This window comes from Sulfurospirillum diekertiae (assembly GCF_011769985.2).
Classification (GTDB): Bacteria; Campylobacterota; Campylobacteria; order Campylobacterales; family Sulfurospirillaceae; genus Sulfurospirillum; species Sulfurospirillum diekertiae.
Genome location: NZ_CP039734.2, coordinates 2,413,841 through 2,433,094, shown reverse-complemented (window position 1 = coordinate 2,433,094; position 19,254 = coordinate 2,413,841). Strand labels below are relative to the sequence as shown.

The window sequence follows — 19,254 nt, the reverse complement described above, 5'->3', positions numbered from 1 at the left end:
GGATAAAGAATGAGTATTCAGATTTCAAATATTAATAAACGTTTTGATACTTTTACAGCCCTCGATAACATCAATTTGACCATTCCCGATGGTGAACTTGTAGCGCTTCTTGGCCCTTCAGGCTCAGGGAAAACGACCCTGCTTCGCATCATTGCAGGACTAGAAGAGGCGGATAGTGGAACGATTTATTTTAACGGTGAAGATACGACCGCAACGCATGTGCGTGATCGGGGAGTGGGGTTTGTATTTCAGCACTACGCGCTTTTTCGCCATATGAGTGTGTTTGAAAATGTTGCCTTTGGACTTCGTGTGCGTCCCAAAGCAACACGTCCGAGTGAAGAGGAGATTACAGAGCGGGTCCATAAACTGCTGAAACTCATTCAGCTAGATTGGATTGCTAATCGCTATCCCTCACAACTCTCAGGTGGTCAACGTCAACGTGTCGCTTTAGCGCGTGCCCTTGCAGTGGAGCCAAAAGTATTGTTACTGGATGAGCCTTTTGGTGCGCTCGATGCTAAAGTGCGCCAAGAACTGCGCCAATGGCTTCGTAATCTGCACGATGAAATTCACATTACCAGTGTCTTTGTGACCCACGACCAAGAAGAAGCACTTGAAGTTTCCGATAAAATCGTTGTGATGAATCAAGGCAAAATCGAGCAAATTGGCATGCCCGAAGAGGTGTATGACCGACCTGCTAATCCGTTTGTCTATGGCTTTTTGGGCAATGTCAATCTGTTTCACGCCCGCGTGGAGCAAGGCTCACTCCATCTTGAAAACACCGAGCTAAATACGCCCGATCTTGGGAGCTCCAAAGAAGCATCGCTTTTTGTTCGTCCGCATGAGATTCACATTAGTATTGATAACGCCCTTGGTGGTGGCATTGAAGCGAAACTGATTGGCTGGAGACTGGTAGGTCCTCGCGTGAGGGTAGAGCTTGAAACACTGCATGAGCGCCAAAAGGTGGAAGCTGAGATTTCAAAAACCGAATGGCAAGCAATTAAAGCGTATGAAAATGGCGCTTTGTTTGTCCATTTTGAGAGTGCACGCATCTATACGAATGAGGCTTTATGGAATGATTATGTCATTTAAAATTTTTACATGTAAAGCGTTTGGAATTGACAGGTTATAAGGCTTTGGAGTAGCATTTTGTTCTATTTAAACCGAGGAGTATGACAATGAAATACGGCGCACGAAATGAAATTATAGCAACAGTTAAGAAGATCAAAAAAGGCGAAGTGATGTGTCAGGTTGATGTTGGTGATATTATTGCTAACAAAATGAGCTCCGTTATGACCATGGAATCCATCGAAGAGATGGGACTCAAAGAGGGTGATAAAGTCAAAGTCATTGTTAAAGCCGTTAACGTTTTATTGATTAAAGAATAAATAAAAAAGAAGATGCCCAATTAAGGGTATCTTCTTAAGCGACGTTCCACAAAACCATCCCTTTTTCTGCTTCCGTTTTTACATGGACTTTATCATCCTTAAGAAACGAGACTAAAATAGATTCTACAATCTCTTCATCAGGGGTTATCTCTTTACGTTTGAGTTGATCATAAGAATACTCTTTTGCCTCATCAAAAGTGTACATATCGACCCAAGATGTTGCAAAAAAATCGCTCTCAAAAGGAATATTTTTCTCTTTTAAAATTTCAATAAATTGATTGGCTTTGATACAGCCACCTGATGCGCAATCCTCTTCTTCTTTTGTATGAGCTTTCACGAGAGCTTCTACCAATTTATTAATGCGGTATTTTCCCCAACCAACATAGATACCTATCCCTTTTGTAGCTCCAAGCATTTTTTCAATTTTTTGTAGGTCACTAATCGCAGGAGTCATTGAAGCGATGACAATGTCGTATTTTTGGTTTAATGGAAATGAGTCCCAATCACTTTGGTGCGTAGAAACTTTTGCACTGAGTCCTTGTTCTTTTGCATCTTCATTGAGTGCTGCCAACATTCCTTCTGAAATATCCATAGCAGTTACCTGTGCGCCTTTTTGTGCCAACGGAATGGCAATGGTTCCAGTTCCTGCCCCAATATCTAAAATAGAAGCACCCTCAAATGAAACATTTTTATTTTGGCACCAATTTAAAATATGATTGACGTCTTGACTCATTGTTATATCGTTAAAGCGTGGGTAGCGCTTCGCCATGTTGTCCCAAAAATTAAACGCTGGTTCCATAAAACATCCTTTATACGTTATATACTTGGAACTATAACGAAATTTAACCATAAGTACAAGAGGGTACTGCTTAAATATGAAGCATCTTGTGGTATGGACTTGGTTTTGCAAAGGAGCGATTGATAGAAGGTATATTTAATGGTGTGTCATAAAACTCCTGATAAAAGACCTTTGCTTCGTGTAAAACATCAAAATGATAAAGTTCAGGATGCAACATATTGGCGATGTGCATCAAGCCTAAAATCCATCGGGGGCTCCCAAAATCAAAGCAAGGGGCTAGGTGTGTATAGATGCGTTTACTCTTTACAGCATTGACAACAATACCTTGCTCTTCACAAAAAGTGTAAAACTCGTCCAACGGACAATCCAAAAAAGAAGAGATAAACATAACGTCTGGGTTGAGTTCATTGAGTGTTTCAACAGAGATTTTCCGTCCGGGTCTTCCTTTTAAACTGAGCGTTTTATTGACACTAATACCACCCGCCATCTCGACCAATTGATTTTCAAGTCGCTCCTCTTCGAGTGCAAATAAAGGTTTGCCCATCACGTAATAAACATGTGGCTTTGTTACTACCTTGGGGAGTTCTTGCGCAATCATGGCAATTTTATCTCGCATAAAGGTTAAAAGTTTTTTGGCGGTAGGTTCTGTGTGGGTCATTGTGGCAAGATAATGGATGGTGTTGGCATAATCTTCAAAATTTTGAATGTTTACATGTAAACGTTTTAGTCCATCTCCACGTAAAAGTTCTTCCCAACATCTTGTAACCTCTTTTTGCTCTGTCACTCCGAGTGTTGCGAGTGTTCCTTCGACAATTTCGAGTGCTCTAGTAAGAGGGTATCCACCTTCAAAACCATCTTCATCAAACACTTTTTGGCAAGGGTTTCCTACGATAGGCAGTTTGTGATGACAGTGCGAACAGGTATTGTTCTGATAGTGGTGGCTGATCGTTCTTAATTTGGAACCCATTGGACCGTAAAAATCTCGCTCAAAAATGAGCGCACCACATTCGGGGCAATAGGTGTTCAGGCACTCTGAGCCTGGGGAGTTAAAAAGGTAGACATAATCAAGGTGGGATGTGAGTTTTTTATAAAGCTTTTCAGAAGCTAAGATAGATGGCTCAAGGTTAATACTGGCATCATCAATGGGAATAAACCGCATGATTTGAAGCGGAATCTCTTTTGAAATCTTTGCTATAGTATCTGCAATAGCAAGGACTTCATCATCATTATCTTTTTTATGAATACACGCCACTTCAACATGCACACCTTTACGGTAAAAGAGCTCAATATTGCGTAAAACGGGTTTGTAACTGTTTGCGCCACAACTTTTGTAGACGTCATTGCACAAGCCTTTAAGTCCAATATTGACAAAATCCAAATGTGGAGCGAGGAGATTAAGCGATTCGGGTGTGAAATAGCCATTGGTGGAACAGCCTGTCAGTAGCCCACACTCTTTGGCAAGAGTGCAGATTTCAAGAAAGCTATAAAAAGAGGCGAGGGGATCGTTCATTAAAAAAGCAATACCATCGCACTCTTGCTCCAACGCTTTGTTCACAATTTGTATGGGAGAGAGTTTTTTAAGCGCGGGACTTTGCACATCCATCTCTTTGGCAACTACCGTTGAAATACACCCCAAACAGTCAAAATTACACCCTGTGGTACTAATTTGTAAAAATTTTGCACGGGGATGAAAATGAAGCACGGGCATCGTCTCAGCAGAAATAGGAGCTACTACAAGATAGGAATTGGGGAAGCGTTCGATCATGGTATTGTTGTGACATTGATAACGTCCACACGCACCAATATTGTTCTCTTCAACACGGCATCTTCGTTCACAAATTGAGCAGATCATAGGGTGTTCCTTTCATCAAAAGTAGGTTTTATTACAAACCAAAGGCTCTCTAAAAGGTTCGATGAGAGAGCCTTAGCCTTTAAAGCTCAAAATAAGTTTTGAGATCTTCGTCACTTAGTGCAACGCCAAAGAAGAGTTGGTAAAATGCTCTCACTTTCTCTTGAATCTTAAAAGGATAACGTGTTGGATAGAGTTTACTTGCAATCCAATGTGCCCCAATAATACGCATAAAGGAAGGGGGGCGATCTGTCCAATTAAAAGGGGATTTTGGTACTAAGTACACTCTTTTGGTTTGAACTGCTTTAAGCATAGTCCATTTTTTATCGGTAAAAATCGTTTTATAAAAAGCAGGATTTTGCACAATAATGACATCAGGAGCATAGATGAGAACTTGCTCAAAACTAACTTCTTGCAATCCAATAACACTGTTTTGAATACATTTATGGACTAAATTTCCTCCAGCAAGCGTTAGAGGTTCAGAGTGAAATGAGACGTCACACTCTGTTTGAAGTCCGAAATCACCTTCGGCGTAATAAACTTTGGTACGCTCTTGTTCAGGAACAGTTGCTACAAAATTTTTAAGCTCGTCCAAATAATTTTGTGCCATATTTGCGAGCTGATTGGCACGCTCTTCCTTGTGCATCACTTTTCCAAGATAGCGAAAGACTTCAGGGTAATTACGAGAGTCATCAATATTCACTTTAAGAGCAGGGATGTTGATGCGTGCTAAATCTTTGGACGTTTTTTCATTGAGAAGTGGCGTATCCCATGTCACAATGACATCTGGTTTTACTGCGATAATTGCCTCTAAGTTAGGGGTGTTGTTTCCATGCCATCCCCCTAGCACGGGAAGGCTCATGAAGTGTTTGCTCAAAAATTTCTCACCATCACTATTGTCTTTGTTTGTCTGTGGAAAATTTACACCAATCAACGGTGCGTCATCGATGACATAGAGCATAAAAGTGATAGGAGGTGCTGAGCCATAAATACGTGTGATATGTTCAGGCAAGTTGATCGTTTTGCCCGAAATATCAGTAAATGTGCGTGTATTATTGGCAAAAAGTGAGCTAAAAAAAAGTAAAAAGAGCAGTAAATAGCGCATCAAAAATCCTTTGGATAATTTTTACATGTAAAGAGCATTAAGCATCAAAATAAGATTGTATGCTTTCATAAGGATAACGTTTGAGCATCTCCATACTGGTGCGTCTATTGATCATACGCATTGAGATGGACTCAACCCAATTCCAAATTTCGGGTAAGAGCTCTTTAGGAACGTGAGCTTGTTTGAGTGCTTTTTTAAAACACATCAGCCAGATGTCACGCCCTGTTTCAGTGACTTCAAAGGGAAAGTGACGCTCTCTGAGTTTTGGATGGCCTTGTTTGGAGGTATAGGGTCAGATCAGCACCGCCTAACATTTGCACAAAAAAATCTTCAATTTTGGTTGTGGCTGCAATAAAAGCAGCTTCATCTTGAGGATAAAGATGACCTATTTTGCTTTTACGTACGAGATCATGATGTCGTTTAACCACTTCACGAATTTTGGCTTCCCCAATTGCTAGATAAGTTTTATTGGAAGGAAAAAAAAGTTCTGGAAAGATCACATCAATCTTTGGGTGGGCACGTCTTGGATTTTCATCGGTTTGGGGGAAAGGGGCGTTGGGGTTACATTCACTAAAGAGTTGTACTTGAACACCATCAATCATAACGGGCATAGTGTCTCCTTGAACTATTAAAATAGTTGATAATTTTTACTCACATTCGTTATATAAATTAAAACATAATGGTAGCAGGAAAAAATGTATATGGCAAGAGTTTAAAGAGATAAAAGGGATAGGAATTATTTAGTGTGCAATAAAATGGTTACTATTTAAGCATTTTGAAAGAGAGAAGAGGCGTTAAAACAGTTTTAAACGCCTAAGATAACATTAGATGCTTTGAAAAAGGCATAGGCCTCTGCATTGACTTTGAGGTTTAATGGCTCAAACGCATCATTGGCAATGGTAGCAGTGATGGTACTTTTACTTTCAAGCTCCAACGTGACTTCTGTATTGGAGGTATCACTAAGAATTTGAATAATAGTCCCTTTAAGTAAATTTTCACAGGCAATAGCGGGTTTGCTCTTAGAAAGCAACACTGAACTTGCTTTAATGATAGCAATAGCATTCTCCCCTAGATGAAGACCAAGTTCTTGATAACTGTTTTTAGTGATGCTTGCGTAAATTTTATCAGCAGCTTTAATGGTAAGTTCAATGGCAACATTCACCGCATCTTCATTAATAGCACTAATAGTACCTATCAGTTGGTTGCGTGCGCTGAGCTTTAAAGAGAGACGACTGAGTGTTTGAACGATAGTAAGTAGGTCTTCACTGTTTGCAAAAAGATCTAAAAATTGTTGATGTTTTTCTTGTAAGTTGTGAAATGCTGCGATGACCTCTTCACCTTTAGGGGTTAGAAGTGTTCCTCCACCGCCTTTACCACCGCTTGTTTTTTGCACCAGTGGAATTTCAGAAAGGTTGTTCATCGCATCCACTGAATCCCAAGCAGCCTTATAACTCATCTTCATCGCTTTAGCTGCCGCATGAATGGAGCCATGTTCTCGAATGTGTTCTAAAAGCTCTATACGCCCTTTACCCAGATAATTTTTATCGCTTTTTTTCATCCAAAGTCGTGCTTCTAACATGGTATTCCTATCTATTTTAGAGGTGAAATTAAGAAATAAGTATAGCACAAAAGTCGAATGAAGCGCTCTTCGTGTGTTTTTTTCAGTATAGCATGCCTATTTTTTAAACAGAATGAATACTGTAAAGTGTATATTTTACGTTGTATTTGTAAATATATTGCGATATAATGTTCTCGTTTCTTGTTGTCTGCTTTTTTTCGCTCAACCGTTATTAGGTATAGTATATAGCGATTGAGCGAAAAGGGTTTTGTATTTGTTGTAAGGAGAAAAAATGCTCAGTGAAAAATTATTATCATTCGCTCTTGTAGGAATCGACCCAGTACTTTGGGTGTTGGTTTCCATGAGTGTCATTGCCGTTGGAGTGATAATTGAGCGTTTATTGGCATTTGGAGCGATTCAAAAAAACTATCAAAGTATTGATTATTATACATTACGTTTGAGTCTTGAAGCCCATTTAGGTATTTTAGCCACATTTGGTAATAACGCCCCTTTTATAGGACTTTTTGGAACCGTTTTGGGCATTATTCAAGCGTTTCATATGATAGGCTCTTCCAACGCTTTTGATGTACAGCCCATTATGCAAGGGATTTCTGAAGCTTTGATTGCAACTGCAACAGGGTTATTTGTTGCTATTCCGTGTGTGATTGCGTATAACTATTTTACCCGACGTGTGAAGGTGGTTTTAACACAGAAAGAAGCGCAACTCAATGAGGCGTGAACCTGTCTACGAGAGTGATATTGCTGAGATCAATATGACTCCTTTTGTCGATATTGTGCTGGTTATCTTGGTTATTTTTATGGTAACAGCTACCTTTGTAACACAAGGTAAAATCCCTTTGAATTTGCCACAAGCAACGAATGCTGAAAATCACAAAGATGACCAAAAGCCCATCACGCTCTCTTTGAGTGAAACGGGAGAACTTTATTACGGATGATGAGGCACTTTCACTGGATGATTTGGATGCAAAAATCGCACAGGTTACGGGGAAAGAACCTCATATTGTACTTCGCAGTGACGCTAAAACGCCATTTGAATATGTCGTCAAAGTAATTGATATTTGCAAAAAACATCGTATCAGTACGTTTGCAATTCAAACGACTAAGGGGGGTGCATGAAAGCATCGCATTTTTTCGTCGCCTCTTTTGGAACACTCTTTTTACATGTGTAATGATTGCGTATGCCCTTATTATGGGGAGTATGATGATTCCAAAACCTGCTATACACGAATTTGTCGTGACACAGGTAAGCTTCTTAGAAGAGCCAAAACCTACACCACCTGCAGAAGAGATTAAACCAGAAGTTCCCCTTAAACATGAATCAATCATAGAAAAAAAACCTGAAAAAAAAGTTCAAAAAGAGCCTGTTAAAACCGTACCCATTCAAAAACACATTCAAGAGCCTATCATATCGTCAGCTCCATCAAGTGACTCTTTTGTTGAACAAACAGTGCAAATACCCGTAAGTGCCAAAACGCAAGAAAAAGCTTCTGCGCCATCTTCCCCTCATAATGATGATCTACTCTCTATCTATCTCGCCAAAGTAAGGCATAAGATCCAAGAGAGTCTTCGTTATCCTTCAATGGCTAAAAAAATGGGCTTAGAGGGTGAGGCGGTTGTGCAGTTTTTGATTCATGCCAATGGTATGGTAGATGCATCGTCTATTAAGATTGCAAAATCAAGTGGTAAAGCGATTTTAGATCGTAATGCCATGGATGCTGTCTTAGATGCTATTCCTTTTGAACTCCCACCCAAAGAGGAGTTAGAAATCGCAATACCGGTTGTTTTCAAGCTCAAATCCTAAGGAAATTTTATGTGCAATGGTCATCACTTTCTTCATAAACTGGCTACTCCCAAAAAAAGCGAAACCCTTAAATGGAGTAGCTTTGATCTCAAAGCTTCTTTACCTCCGATTATTTTCCCAACGCCCAGTTTCTTAGACAAAGTGGGCGCTGAAACTATTCCTAAAATTGTATTACATCACCATCGCTTGCTGCAAAAAAGTGCTATTGCCCAGATGTACCCAACCGATGATGCTCATTTTTTAGAAGGTGTGACCAAAGCGAGTCATTTTCTGATTCAAGCCTTAGGGGGTGAAAAAACCTATACGTATAGTTATGGTCCACCTGCCCTTTGTCGCACCCATGCTCCTTTTGCTATTGACGATGAAAGTAGGGAAGTATGGCTTATGATGTACAAGCAAACGCTTCATGATCTTGATTTTCCTAAAGAGTTGATCGAAGAGTTTTGGAACTGGATAGAGCCTTTTTCCATGCGAATGGTGAACCGTCGAAGTTCGACAAGACCCATGAAGCGTTTTTTGTATAAAGATATGAAAGAGGAGTTTGGGATTCTATGAAATGGGGAATTTTTTGCCTCTTTGAGCGCTTTAATGTCAATGCCAACCAAGCGATTGAAAATCAGCTCAAACTGATTGAATTGGTCGATGCAATGCGTTTTGATGAAGTTTGGCTGGGAGAGCACCACTTTAATGATTTTAGCATTTGCCCCTCTCCGTCACTTCTTTTAGCGTACACTACGGCACGAACGAAGTATGTGAGGCTGGGATGTGCTGGTTTTTTAGCCCCTTTTTACGACGCGATTCGCTTAGCGGAAGAGGTCGCAACGCTAGATCACTTAAGTCAAGGTAGAATCAATCTAGGCTTTGCCAAAGGCGCTTTTGCACCCGATTCAAAGCATTTTAATGTCACGGTGGAAAACCTTCGCCCGATGATGTTTGAGTGTGTGGATGCTGTTACACAGCTTTTACATGTAAAGGATAAACCCGTTGGTTTTGAGGGTAAATTTATTAATTTTTCAGAAGTTGATATTGAGCCAAAACCGTTTCAAGCAAAGATTCCCACGTACATTGCAACGTTTGCCTCAGATGAAACCATCGCATATGCAGCCAGAAAAGGTTTTGGGCTGATGCTTTCGCAAGGGGTTGACTTAGATGAATGTGCACGCGTAAGCCAAGCGTATGAAACCATTGCTGGATTTAAACCACAGATCGTACTTTTGCGGACATTTTATGTTGCCAAAAGTGATGAAGAAGCCGCTTATAAAGCACGTCCTGCGATTGACCATTTTGCGAAGTCAATGCGTGCGGCATCTTCATTCCATAAATCTCCCCATTTTGATCAAAGCAGATACAAACAGCTTATAGCTGAACGGAGCACCTTTTTTGATGGGCAGAAATTTTTTGATTGTGGCATTATCGGCGATACAAAAACATGTATTTCTAAAATCAAAGCCATTCAAGCATGTTTAGACAATGTCACGATAACGCTTAAACCACTTGGTGTTGATCTCTTTGAAAATATAACGCTTTTACGAACATTCAATGAAGCGGTACGCCCTTATTGCAATGAAAAAAAGGAACTGGTATGAAAAAAATAGTGTGGGTACTTTTGTGTTTACTTTTAAGCCTAAGTGCGCGTGAAATTGTCGATATGGGTGGTAAAAAAGTCGAAATTCCTGATGTCATTACCAAAGTGTTTGGTACGTCACCGCCTTCAACTTACATGATCTATACGATTGATTCTTCACTGATTGTGGGGCTTAACTTTAACCATGCCCGTGGGAATAATGAATCCTCCAACATGCTCGATCCTCGCTTTATGGCGCTTCCTGTTGTGGGAGGTCTTCAAGGGGGAGGGAACAGCATGAACCGTGAAACCTTGCTCTCGTTGCATCCCGATATCGTCTTTTTGTGGAATAACGATGCTTCTAGCCAACTGGCGCAGTATCTCTTTGAAAGTAGCAAAATTCCGAGCATTGATGTTGATCTTGAAAGTGTTGAGAGTTTACCGAAAGCCTATCTCTTCTTTGGTGAGGTTTTAGGCAAAGAGCAAAGAGCGAAGATACTTTCAGACTATGCAACAAAAGCACTTGAAAAAACAAAAGAGGTTGTCAAAACCAATGCCGCTAAACGCCCTGTTGTTTACTACGCTGAGGGGGCGGATGGACTTGCCACCGAGTGCGACCAATCGTTTCATTATGAAGCAATCAAATTTGCAGGGGGTATTAACCCGCATTTATGCACCACTAAAAGTGGCATGGGGATGGAAAAAGTCTCTTTAGAGCAAGTCATCCTCTACAATCCTGATGTCATTGTGGCGCAAGAGCGAGAATTTGTTGAGAAAGTCAAAAGCGATGCAAGGTGGAACTCTATCAAGGCCGTTCGTGAGGGTAAGATTTTTTTAGTTCCGAAGGTACCGTTTAACTGGATTGATCGTCCACCATCCTTTATGCGCCTTTTAGGGGTAAGATGGTTAACACATATCCTTTACAATACGCCAAATTCAGAGCAATTTACACAAGAAATGCGTGAATTTTACAAACTCTTTTTAAATATTAATTTGAACGATACGCAAATCAATTCTATTTTGGGCACTGTATGAAAAACTCGCTTCTTTTTAGCATGATGATCGCAACACTGAGCGCAAGCCTGCTCATTTCGCTCGCCCTTGGTCGCTATGAGATCGATCTTGGTACCCTTTTGCAGCTTTTATTATGGAAATTTTTTACCATAGGCAGTGCGCCTAACGAAGTAGCACTACTTTCAAATATTGTTTTTGATATACGTTTACCACGTATTTTAGCCGTTGTTCTTGTGGGAGCAGCCCTCTCGGTTTCAGGTGGAGCGTTTCAAGCGATGTTTGTGAATCCTCTGGTTTCTCCTGGAATTTTAGGTGTGCTTGCGGGGGCTTCTTTTGGTGCAGCCCTTGGCATTATGATTTCCAATAGCTGGCTTGGGGTGCAACTCTTTTCGTTTGTTTTTGGTTTTGTGGCGGTTTTAGTGGCACTTGGCGTGGCAAAGATTTATGGTCGAAGTGGCTCACAGACCATTCTTTTAGTCTTAGGTGGTGTTATTTCTAGTTCACTTTTCTCTGCACTGCTTTCTACGGTGAAGTATGTTGCGGATCCTTACAATAAACTTCCGACCATTGTTTACTGGCTGATGGGCTCTTTCAGCGCGGTAGATATGAAAACACTCTCTAGTGTTGCAATGCCTCTGATTCTGAGCACGATTGTGCTTTCATTAATGGGTAAATACCTCAATGTCTTAAGCCTTGGTGATGATGATGCCAAAGCGCTTGGTATACGGGTAACGTGGGTGCGTAACAGTGCCATTTTACTCGCCACGCTTCTGAGTACGCTCACAGTAGTCGTTGCAGGTATGATTGGTTGGGTAGGGCTTATCATTCCGCATATCGCACGTTTTTTGGTAGGAGCAGATAACCGCATTTTGCTTCCCATGTGTGCCCTTTTGGGTGCGACATTTTTAGTGGTCGTTGATACGTTATGCCGTACTTCGATGAGTGTTGAAATTCCCATCGGCATTGCTACATCACTGATTGGTATTCCGATTTTTGTCTTTGCGCTTAAAAACGCGAAAAAAGGATTTGCATGAGTTTTTACCAAGCGGAAAATATCTTTTTTTCTTACAATGACAAACCCGTTTTACAAGGTGTTGACCTTTCGATTGAAGAAGGCAGTATAGTCTCACTTTTAGGTCCCAATGGAACAGGAAAAAGTACATTGATGAAACTCTTTTTGGGGCTTTTAACCCCAAAAAGTGGCAAAGTGATCTTAAAAGGCAAAACATTACAGAATTATTCTATTAAAGAGCGCGCTTTACATGTAAGCTATGTTCCGCAAAGCACACAAGTGGCATTTGCCTTTTTTGCCCTCGATATTGTGCTTATGGGTCGCATCGCTTTTGAGACATGGTTTAAAAAGCCAAGTCAAGCTGACATACACTTGGCACGCGAGGCGATGGAGCGGTTGGGTATTTTACATTTGGAAAAACGCACATTCCAAACCCTGAGTGGTGGGGAAAAACAGTTGGTTCTCATTGCCCGTTCTTTAGCGCAAGGGGCAAAAATCTTGGTCATGGATGAGCCGGTTTCGGGGCTGGATTATGGCAATCAGCTGCGCCTTTTGGAAACGATTATGAACCTCTCCAAAGAGGGTTACACCTTTTTAAAATCAACCCATTTCCCCGAACATGCTTTAATGCTCGGTGGTTATACCTATGCGCTGAAAGATGGTCACATTTTGGCACACGGGCTTACATGTAAAACAATTACACAAGAGCTTATCAACGAACTTTATCATACGGATATTGAGCTCAAACAGACTTCGTGTGGCTATCCTGTATGTATCCCTTCGTTTGTTCATAATTCTAAAGTATAGGAGGTTGGTCGGTTTTTGGGCAGGGCAGATCTATCGTTATATAAAATAAAATACTATGTTTGCTAAACATTTAAAAGGAGAAAATATGAAATACAACGTTGGCTTAGCGCTTTCATTGATCACCGCATCCGTGTTGATGGGTGAGACATTTGAGTTAGGAAAAATTGAGGTCAGTGAATCAAAAGATATTAGTGCAAATCAGACGACAGAATCTGTAGATGCACAAACAATAAAAGATACAGAGAGTAAAACAGTTGCTCAAGCATTGGAAAACATTCCAGGTACTTATATTCAACAAACAGGTGCTAGAAACGATACAGGTATTCGTATCCGAGGCTTTAATCAAAGTCGTGTGCCTATCTATGTAGATGGTATTCCTGTTTATGTACCATATGATAAAACAACGGATTTAAGTCGCTTCACAACCTATGATATTGATGAGATTGATGTATCAAAAGGCTATGTATCTCCAATGTATGGGGCAAATACAATGGGTGGAGCTGTTAACCTTATCACCAAAAAACCAACGAAAGAGTTTGAAGGCGAAGTGGGTGCAGGTGTTTTTAGCGGTAATGGGCAAGAAGAGTATTTAACAATGGGAACCAATCAAGGGAAATATTATGGGTTAATCTCTGTTTCAAACTACGAAAGAGATTATTTTAAATTATCAAATGATTATACTGCCAATGGGTATGAAAATGGCGGTAAACGAGAAAACTCAGATTCCCAAGATCGAAAAATAAATATTAAAGTTGGATATACACCCAACGATACAGATGAATATGCTTTTAATTATATTGCACAACGTGGAGAAAAAGGGCAACCGTATTTTGCTAGCGATATAACGGCACCAGTTGCTATGGCAACAAATAGACATTGGTATTGGCCAGATTGGGACAAAACCAGTTATTATTTCTTGACAAAAACAGCACTCAATGATGCAATTATGTTAAAGACGCGTTGGTACAGAGATGAGTTTTATAATAAGATAAATTGGTACAATAATTTACCTTCAACAAGCTCTAAAATAACGGAAGTAACGGAGTATGATGATTATACATTAGGCGGTAATGCTGAGTTAGATTTTAAGTTAACAGAAGCCCAAATGTTAAAATTATCGGTTACGCAAAAAAAAGATTATCATAAAGACATTGATTCTGCTACACCAGGTGTTGATATAAAAGCTGAGGGAACAACAACTTCTTATGGATTAGAATATTCATTAAAAGTGACTGATCAAATCACATGGGTTACGGGCGCCTCTTATGATGAGAATAAAATTGATAAAGCAGAATATCGTAGTGGTACAGCCATTAAAGAGTTCCCAAAATATGATACTGATGCGTTTAATCCAGAAACAGCACTCTACTATAAACTCAGTGATGCGACGACTCTTTATGGAAGTATTGCCAAAAAAAGTAATATGCCTACCTTAAAAGATAGATATTCAACTAAACTGGGTACGTATATCCCCAATCCTGATTTAAAAGCGGAACAATCTATTAATTATGAAGTGGGTATTGACCAAAAATTAACGGATGCACACGTGGCGCATGTAGCTCTTTTCTTATCCGAATCGGATGATTATATCGCTTCCGTGAATGTTCCAGATGTCGCAGGTATTTGTACAGGTGGTAAATGCAAGCAAAGTCAAAATATAGGGAAAGAAGAACATAAAGGCGTTGAAGTCTCTTTAGATTCTTTTTGGGATGAATATTTAAGTAGTAGCGTATCCTATACCTATATTGATGCAGATATTAAAGATAATCCAATCAATCCTTACGTTACGGATATACCAAAACATAGCTTTGCTGGACGTTTAAAATATTCTCCAATCGCAATGGTTGATATTATTCCTCAAGTTCGTTATGAAAGTGAACGTTATGTAAGCAATGATTACCGATATGGTGATTATCAAACCAAAGATTTTTTCTTAATGGATTTGAAAGTTGCCTATCGCCCAGTTAAAGCTCTTGAGCTGGCTGTTGGCGTTAAAAATATCTTTGATCGAGATTATTTTTATAGCTATGGCTATCCTCAAGAAGGCCGAAGTTACTACGCTAATGCGCGTTATAGCTTCTAAAATTATTTTTTACATGTAAAACAGTTCAGAGAGCTTTAATGTTCTCTGAACTATACTTTCTTTCACTGCTATAAACCTCCAAGCAATATGCTTAATTTGAATATTTAAGTTACTTTTAAGTTTTTAAACTACTCTTTTTTTACCATTTTCACCTAAGCAAATCTGTGGTAAATTTACTACAAATCGGTAAACAGTTGTTTACTAAAATCACATAACGCATCGTAAAAAGAGGGTCTTGTCTCTACAAAGATACCGTGTTTCCCCTTGTTTTCGAGCTTTTTAAGCTGTTTCAATGAATCTGGACTCAATTGGTCTAGTTTTGTTGACTTTAAGAAATGAGGAACAAAAAAATGATAAATAAAGAATCTGTTAATAAAGCCCGCTCACTCTACTATGGCTTCTTGAGCAAAATATTTGTTTTTACAACAAGTATAGATCGTTATAAAGGTGTTTCAGAAGCGCTTGATGTGATGATCGAAAACCCGATTGATGAAAATTCCGCTGAAGCACTCAAAGAAATTAAAATATTTTTGGTTGAAAAAGGTCAAAATGCACTGATTCAAGAGTACGATGACATCTTCCATAATCCTGCCTATAAAGTCGTTCGCAATACCGCGTCCTATTACGATGAGGGTGTTGAGAGTGGGCATCAACGCTTAGCTGTTAAAAATTTCTTAGCCAAAACAAAAATCAGACGGGATGAAACAAACTTCAAAGAGAACGAAGACAGCGTTGGGTTTATCTTTACCTTTATGCACGAGCTCATTGAACTTATTATGAAAAATCAAAAAGAGTATGAAACTATCCAGCACTGTCTTTTCACCGAAGTGATTAACCCTTTCGTGGATGAGTTTATCATCAATGTCTATGAGCACCCGATGTCAAAAACATACCAATCTATTGCAATTGTTCTTAATGCGTTTATGGCATTTGAGCGTATGTATTTTGAAGTCGCAAAACCACCTCTCAAAGAAAAAATTAGGGTTCAAAAGCCTGTGGAAGTGATCTCTGGAGCAGAAGCAAAACGAAGAGCGGACAATAAAGCTAAAAAGATAGCGGGACTGGATGCAAAAGTAGAGCGTACCCTGCGCTAGCAACGAAAGAGGTTGCTCAAGAAAATAGTGATTTTTTTGAGCAATCTCTTGCAAAAGGGATTAATGTATACAAGGAGCATTGTATGAATGAGAGCAGACGTGGCTTTGTCGCAAAAGCTGCACTTGTGGGTGCTGTCGCTGCCGTTGGTGTAGTGGGTGCACAAGCAAGTTCTTCTAGTTCAAAAGGTTCAAATGGCGTTGTTGTAGGTAAATCTAAAAAGAAAGAGATTACTTATAAGAAAACACAAGCATGGGAAGATTATTACAAATCTGCCCTATAAAAGAGGAGGCATAGAGTTATGGAAAAAACAACCGAACGTGCTCTAACAACGACCGTAGGTCGAAGGTCATTCCTCAAAATGGCAGCCGTTGCTAGCGTATTTGGCGCTACTTCAGGGTTTGCTGGTGAGAATGTGACACGAGCTGCAACAGAGGAAGAGGTTAAAAACCCATTTCCTGGAAGCAAAAAAGTTAAAACCATCTGTACATCATGTTCAGTAGGGTGTGGTGTAATTGCAGAAGTTCAAAATGGAGTATGGGTTCGTCAAGAAGTTGCTCAAGACCACCCAATTAGCCTTGGAGGACATTGCTGTAAAGGTGCAGATATGATCGATATGGTCAGATCTGAAGTACGCCTTAAGTATCCAATGGTTAAAGAAAATGGTCAGTGGAAACGTCTTTCTTGGGACGATGCGCTTAACCGTATTGCCAATAAATTGGCAGAACTTAAGAAAAAAGATGGTCCTGATTCTGTTCAATTCTTAGGTTCTGCTAAGATGAGCAATGAGCAAGCGTACTATTTTAGAAAGTTCGCTGCATTCTTTGGGACAAATAACACAGATCACCAAGCTAGAATCTGACACTCTTCCACAGTCGCCGGTGTGGCGAATACATTTGGATACGGTGCTATGACAAACTCTCTTGGAGATATGCAAAAGTCAAAAGCAATTATTATTTTCGGATCTAACCCTGCGGTTAATCACCCTGTAGGTTTCCAACATTTATTGAAAGCAAAAGAGCGCAACAATACACAAATTATCGTTATTGATCCACGATTTACCAAAACAGCTGCTAAAGCTGATATCTATGCACAAATTCGCCCCGGTACAGATATTCCGTTTATGTACGGTATGCTTAACATCATTTTTGCAAATGGTTGGGAAGATAAAAAGTATATAGATGACCGTGTATTTGGTATGGATAAAATTCGTGAAGAAGCTAAAAAGTGGACACCAGAAGTTGTAGCAGATGTTACAGGCGTTCCAGCTGAAAAACTCATTCAAATCACTAATATCTATGCAAAAAATCGTCCTGGTTCATTGATTTGGGCTATGGGTCTTACACAACACTCAATTGGTACTTCCAATACGCGTATGGCTCCAATTCTCCAGTTAGCTCTTGGTAACATGGGTGTAGCAGGGGGTGGTACAAACATCTTACGTGGACACGATAACGTTCAAGGTGCTACCGATATGGGATGTCTCTCTGATTCACTTCCAGGCTATTATGGATTAGCAGAAGGTTCATGGAAATACTTTGCTCGTATGTGGGGCGTTGAATACGATTACCTTGTCAAGCAATTCAAAGACGCAACATGGATGACAAAAACTGGTTTCTCACTTGCAAGATGGTGGGCTGGTGTTCAAAATGTAAAATCCGATGAAAAAATCGAAAATGCAGGCACACACCTCAAAGCATTGATTGTTATGGGTAACGGTATTACTTCTGTTGCACAACAAGCAAAAATTAAAGAAGGCTTAGACAATCTTGATTTGTTAGTTCTTGCAGACCCGTTTGTCAACGAAGCGGCTATTTTAACCGATAAAAAAGACAACGTCTTTATTCTCCCTGCAGCAACTCAGTTTGAGACCAGTGGTTATTGTGTTGCAACCAACAGAAGTGCACAGTGGAGATACAAAGTTGTTGAGCCTATGTATGAGAGCAAACCGGATCAAGAAATTATGTTTGCTTTAGCAAAACATTTAGGCTTCTACGAGCAATACACTAAAACCATGTTAATGCAAATCAATCCTAAAACAGGTGTACTTGAGCCAATTCCTGGTAAAACAACGTTCCAGTGGCCAGAAGATGCAACCAATGAAATTGCACGTACCATTCGAACCATTGGTTTAGTAGGTTGGACAGCAGAGCGTATTAAAAAGCATACCGATAACTGGCATATGTTTGATGAAGTCAGCGGTGCAGGTTTTGGACCAATGAAAGGTGAGTACTATGGGTTACCATGGCCTTGCTGGACAACAAAACACGGCGGTTCGCCAAACCTTTACGATACCAGCATCGCTGTTAAAGATGGTGGTATGGGCTTTAGAAATAACTTTGGCTTGGAAAAAGACGGTGTTAATCTCTTGGCAGAAAAAAGTTCAGCACCTAAGGGTTCTAGCATTGAAACTGGATACGAAGAAGTTACAAAAGCGAATATTGAGAAACTCCTTGGTCGTCCATTGACAGAAGAAGAAAAAGTAGCGTGTGGTGCAAACTGGAAAGTATGTTCTACTGGCAAGTTAATTGAATTGGCGCTTGAAGTTGGTCTTTCACCGTACGGTAACGCAAAAGCGCGTGCGATTGTTTGGAACTTCCCGGATCATATCCCAATGCACAGAGAACCACTCCACTCACCAAGACAAGATTTGGTTGCAAAATACCCAGCGTATGCAGATAAAGCAAACCACTTCCGTGTTATGACGAAGTACGCTTCTATCCAAAATGCAAAAGACTATTCAAAAGAGTTCCCAATTAACATGGTAACAGGACGTTTAGTCACGATGAACGGTGCGGGTATTGAAAACCGTGCATCTAAGTACATCGCGGCATTAACACCTGAGATGTTCTGTGATATTCACCCAGATTTAGCGCTCAAACATGGCATTAGAAACGGTGGAATGATGTGGGTACACTCACCTGAAGGTACCAAAATTAAAGTGAAAGCGAAGTATTCTCATAGCGTACTTCCCGATATGGTCTTTATGCCATTCCACTTTGCAGGTTACTTCCAAGGAACAGATAGAACGGGTAATTTCCCAGCAGGAACGAAGCCTTATGCAAGCGGCGAGAGTGTCAATACCGTTACGAACTACGGTTACGACATCATTACTCAGATTCCTGAAACTAAGGGCGGCTTGTGTCGCATCGAAAAAGCGTAGG

The 19,254-nt window shown here is 40.1% G+C and carries 20 protein-coding genes and 1 pseudogene; 15 read left to right on the top strand and 6 right to left on the bottom strand.

All coding sequences use genetic code 11. The features are described from left to right. Positions 1-9 precede the first annotated feature (9 nt). Together FA584_RS12500 and FA584_RS12495 are read left to right on the top strand one after the other, a co-directional pair. Complete coding sequence (locus FA584_RS12500; protein WP_167749664.1) at positions 10-1,089, top strand: sulfate/molybdate ABC transporter ATP-binding protein; 1,080 nt, start codon at positions 10-12, stop codon at positions 1,087-1,089. A gap of 86 nt (positions 1,090-1,175) precedes the next feature. Then, positions 1,176-1,385: a TOBE domain-containing protein gene (locus FA584_RS12495; RefSeq protein WP_096047483.1), complete on the top strand. Its 210-nt coding sequence runs from the start codon at positions 1,176-1,178 to the stop codon at positions 1,383-1,385. 34 nt (positions 1,386-1,419) lie between these two features. Here the strand turns inward: FA584_RS12495 and FA584_RS12490 are convergent, their stop codons facing one another. From FA584_RS12490 to FA584_RS12465, 6 genes and pseudogenes are all read right to left on the bottom strand, one after another. Continuing rightward, on the bottom strand, positions 1,420-2,184 hold the full coding sequence (locus tag FA584_RS12490) for a class I SAM-dependent methyltransferase (RefSeq protein WP_167749663.1): 765 nt from the start codon (positions 2,182-2,184) through the stop codon (positions 1,420-1,422). 70 nt (positions 2,185-2,254) lie between these two features. After that, positions 2,255-4,036 carry a radical SAM protein gene (locus tag FA584_RS12485; protein ID WP_167749662.1) on the bottom strand — a complete coding sequence of 594 codons (1,782 nt, stop codon included), beginning with the start codon at positions 4,034-4,036 and terminating at the stop codon, positions 2,255-2,257. A gap of 79 nt (positions 4,037-4,115) precedes the next feature. After that, entirely contained in the window at positions 4,116-5,138 is a 1,023-nt protein-coding gene (locus FA584_RS12480) for an ABC transporter substrate-binding protein (RefSeq protein WP_167749661.1), read from the bottom strand. A 37-nt stretch (positions 5,139-5,175) separates the two neighbouring features. Next, positions 5,176-5,367, bottom strand: a pseudogene (locus FA584_RS12475) (globin domain-containing protein); the annotation flags it as partial. A 7-nt stretch (positions 5,368-5,374) separates the two neighbouring features. Continuing rightward, the gene (locus tag FA584_RS12470) at positions 5,375-5,749 is read right to left on the bottom strand and encodes a globin family protein (RefSeq protein WP_167749660.1); all 375 of its coding nucleotides are present in this window, start codon (positions 5,747-5,749) and stop codon (positions 5,375-5,377) included. A 194-nt stretch (positions 5,750-5,943) separates the two neighbouring features. Beyond that, positions 5,944-6,717 (bottom strand): TOBE domain-containing protein, encoded by a 774-nt coding sequence (locus FA584_RS12465; RefSeq protein WP_167749659.1) that lies wholly within the window; start codon positions 6,715-6,717, stop codon positions 5,944-5,946. A 271-nt stretch (positions 6,718-6,988) separates the two neighbouring features. Between FA584_RS12465 and FA584_RS12460 the strand changes: the two genes are divergently transcribed. The 13 genes from FA584_RS12460 (at position 6,989) to FA584_RS12400 (ending at position 19,253) form a co-directional block, all read left to right on the top strand. After that, entirely contained in the window at positions 6,989-7,435 is a 447-nt protein-coding gene (locus FA584_RS12460) for a MotA/TolQ/ExbB proton channel family protein (protein ID WP_167749658.1), read from the top strand. After that, positions 7,425-7,652 carry an ExbD/TolR family protein gene (locus tag FA584_RS14620; RefSeq protein ID WP_167749657.1) on the top strand — a complete coding sequence of 76 codons (228 nt, stop codon included), beginning with the start codon at positions 7,425-7,427 and terminating at the stop codon, positions 7,650-7,652. The genes FA584_RS12460 and FA584_RS14620 overlap by 11 nt, the downstream gene beginning before the upstream one ends. Beyond that, positions 7,624-7,833, top strand: a complete 210-nt coding sequence (locus tag FA584_RS14615) for an ExbD/TolR family protein (protein ID WP_167749656.1) — start codon at positions 7,624-7,626, stop codon at positions 7,831-7,833. The genes FA584_RS14620 and FA584_RS14615 overlap by 29 nt, the downstream gene beginning before the upstream one ends. Then, the gene (locus tag FA584_RS12445) at positions 7,826-8,518 is read left to right on the top strand and encodes an energy transducer TonB (protein ID WP_191342055.1); all 693 of its coding nucleotides are present in this window, start codon (positions 7,826-7,828) and stop codon (positions 8,516-8,518) included. The genes FA584_RS14615 and FA584_RS12445 overlap by 8 nt, the downstream gene beginning before the upstream one ends. Positions 8,519-8,527: 9 nt before the next feature. Beyond that, positions 8,528-9,073 carry a globin domain-containing protein gene (locus FA584_RS12440; RefSeq protein WP_167749654.1) on the top strand — a complete coding sequence of 182 codons (546 nt, stop codon included), beginning with the start codon at positions 8,528-8,530 and terminating at the stop codon, positions 9,071-9,073. Then, positions 9,070-10,104: an LLM class flavin-dependent oxidoreductase gene (locus FA584_RS12435; protein WP_167749653.1), complete on the top strand. Its 1,035-nt coding sequence runs from the start codon at positions 9,070-9,072 to the stop codon at positions 10,102-10,104. The genes FA584_RS12440 and FA584_RS12435 overlap by 4 nt, the downstream gene beginning before the upstream one ends. After that, positions 10,101-11,117, top strand: coding sequence for an ABC transporter substrate-binding protein (locus FA584_RS12430; protein WP_167749652.1), 1,017 nt, complete (start codon positions 10,101-10,103; stop codon positions 11,115-11,117). Before FA584_RS12435 ends, FA584_RS12430 begins: the two co-directional genes overlap by 4 nt. Further along, complete coding sequence (locus FA584_RS12425) at positions 11,114-12,130, top strand: FecCD family ABC transporter permease (RefSeq protein WP_167749651.1); 1,017 nt, start codon at positions 11,114-11,116, stop codon at positions 12,128-12,130. The genes FA584_RS12430 and FA584_RS12425 overlap by 4 nt, the downstream gene beginning before the upstream one ends. Continuing rightward, positions 12,127-12,915, top strand: coding sequence for an ABC transporter ATP-binding protein (locus FA584_RS12420; protein WP_167749650.1), 789 nt, complete (start codon positions 12,127-12,129; stop codon positions 12,913-12,915). The genes FA584_RS12425 and FA584_RS12420 overlap by 4 nt, the downstream gene beginning before the upstream one ends. A gap of 85 nt (positions 12,916-13,000) precedes the next feature. Next, positions 13,001-14,998 (top strand): TonB-dependent receptor plug domain-containing protein, encoded by a 1,998-nt coding sequence (locus tag FA584_RS12415; RefSeq protein WP_167749649.1) that lies wholly within the window; start codon positions 13,001-13,003, stop codon positions 14,996-14,998. Positions 14,999-15,348: 350 nt separating this feature from the next. Continuing rightward, positions 15,349-16,092 carry a TorD/DmsD family molecular chaperone gene (locus FA584_RS12410; RefSeq protein ID WP_167749648.1) on the top strand — a complete coding sequence of 248 codons (744 nt, stop codon included), beginning with the start codon at positions 15,349-15,351 and terminating at the stop codon, positions 16,090-16,092. A gap of 83 nt (positions 16,093-16,175) precedes the next feature. Continuing rightward, the gene (locus tag FA584_RS12405) at positions 16,176-16,373 is read left to right on the top strand and encodes a twin-arginine translocation signal domain-containing protein (protein WP_096047473.1); all 198 of its coding nucleotides are present in this window, start codon (positions 16,176-16,178) and stop codon (positions 16,371-16,373) included. Positions 16,374-16,391: 18 nt separating this feature from the next. Then, entirely contained in the window at positions 16,392-19,253 is a 2,862-nt protein-coding gene (locus tag FA584_RS12400; RefSeq protein ID WP_167749647.1) for a formate dehydrogenase subunit alpha, read from the top strand. Position 19,254 lies beyond the last annotated feature (1 nt).

Bases quoted from the DNA above. Each gene is read 5' to 3' on its own strand.
- FA584_RS12500 (WP_167749664.1), top strand. From the start codon at position 10: ATGAGTATTCAGATTTCAAATATTAATAAACGTTTTGATACTTTTACA.
- FA584_RS12495 (WP_096047483.1), top strand. From the start codon at position 1,176: ATGAAATACGGCGCACGAAATGAAATTATAGCAACAGTTAAGAAGATC.
- FA584_RS12490 (WP_167749663.1), bottom strand. From the start codon at position 2,184: ATGGAACCAGCGTTTAATTTTTGGGACAACATGGCGAAGCGCTACCCA.
- FA584_RS12485 (WP_167749662.1), bottom strand. From the start codon at position 4,036: ATGATCTGCTCAATTTGTGAACGAAGATGCCGTGTTGAAGAGAACAAT.
- FA584_RS12480 (WP_167749661.1), bottom strand. From the start codon at position 5,138: ATGCGCTATTTACTGCTCTTTTTACTTTTTTTTAGCTCACTTTTTGCC.
- FA584_RS12470 (WP_167749660.1), bottom strand. From the start codon at position 5,749: ATGCCCGTTATGATTGATGGTGTTCAAGTACAACTCTTTAGTGAATGT.
- FA584_RS12465 (WP_167749659.1), bottom strand. From the start codon at position 6,717: ATGTTAGAAGCACGACTTTGGATGAAAAAAAGCGATAAAAATTATCTG.
- FA584_RS12460 (WP_167749658.1), top strand. From the start codon at position 6,989: ATGCTCAGTGAAAAATTATTATCATTCGCTCTTGTAGGAATCGACCCA.
- FA584_RS14620 (WP_167749657.1), top strand. From the start codon at position 7,425: ATGAGGCGTGAACCTGTCTACGAGAGTGATATTGCTGAGATCAATATG.
- FA584_RS12440 (WP_167749654.1), top strand. From the start codon at position 8,528: ATGTGCAATGGTCATCACTTTCTTCATAAACTGGCTACTCCCAAAAAA.
- FA584_RS12435 (WP_167749653.1), top strand. From the start codon at position 9,070: ATGAAATGGGGAATTTTTTGCCTCTTTGAGCGCTTTAATGTCAATGCC.
- FA584_RS12430 (WP_167749652.1), top strand. From the start codon at position 10,101: ATGAAAAAAATAGTGTGGGTACTTTTGTGTTTACTTTTAAGCCTAAGT.
- FA584_RS12425 (WP_167749651.1), top strand. From the start codon at position 11,114: ATGAAAAACTCGCTTCTTTTTAGCATGATGATCGCAACACTGAGCGCA.
- FA584_RS12420 (WP_167749650.1), top strand. From the start codon at position 12,127: ATGAGTTTTTACCAAGCGGAAAATATCTTTTTTTCTTACAATGACAAA.
- FA584_RS12415 (WP_167749649.1), top strand. From the start codon at position 13,001: ATGAAATACAACGTTGGCTTAGCGCTTTCATTGATCACCGCATCCGTG.
- FA584_RS12410 (WP_167749648.1), top strand. From the start codon at position 15,349: ATGATAAATAAAGAATCTGTTAATAAAGCCCGCTCACTCTACTATGGC.
- FA584_RS12405 (WP_096047473.1), top strand. From the start codon at position 16,176: ATGAATGAGAGCAGACGTGGCTTTGTCGCAAAAGCTGCACTTGTGGGT.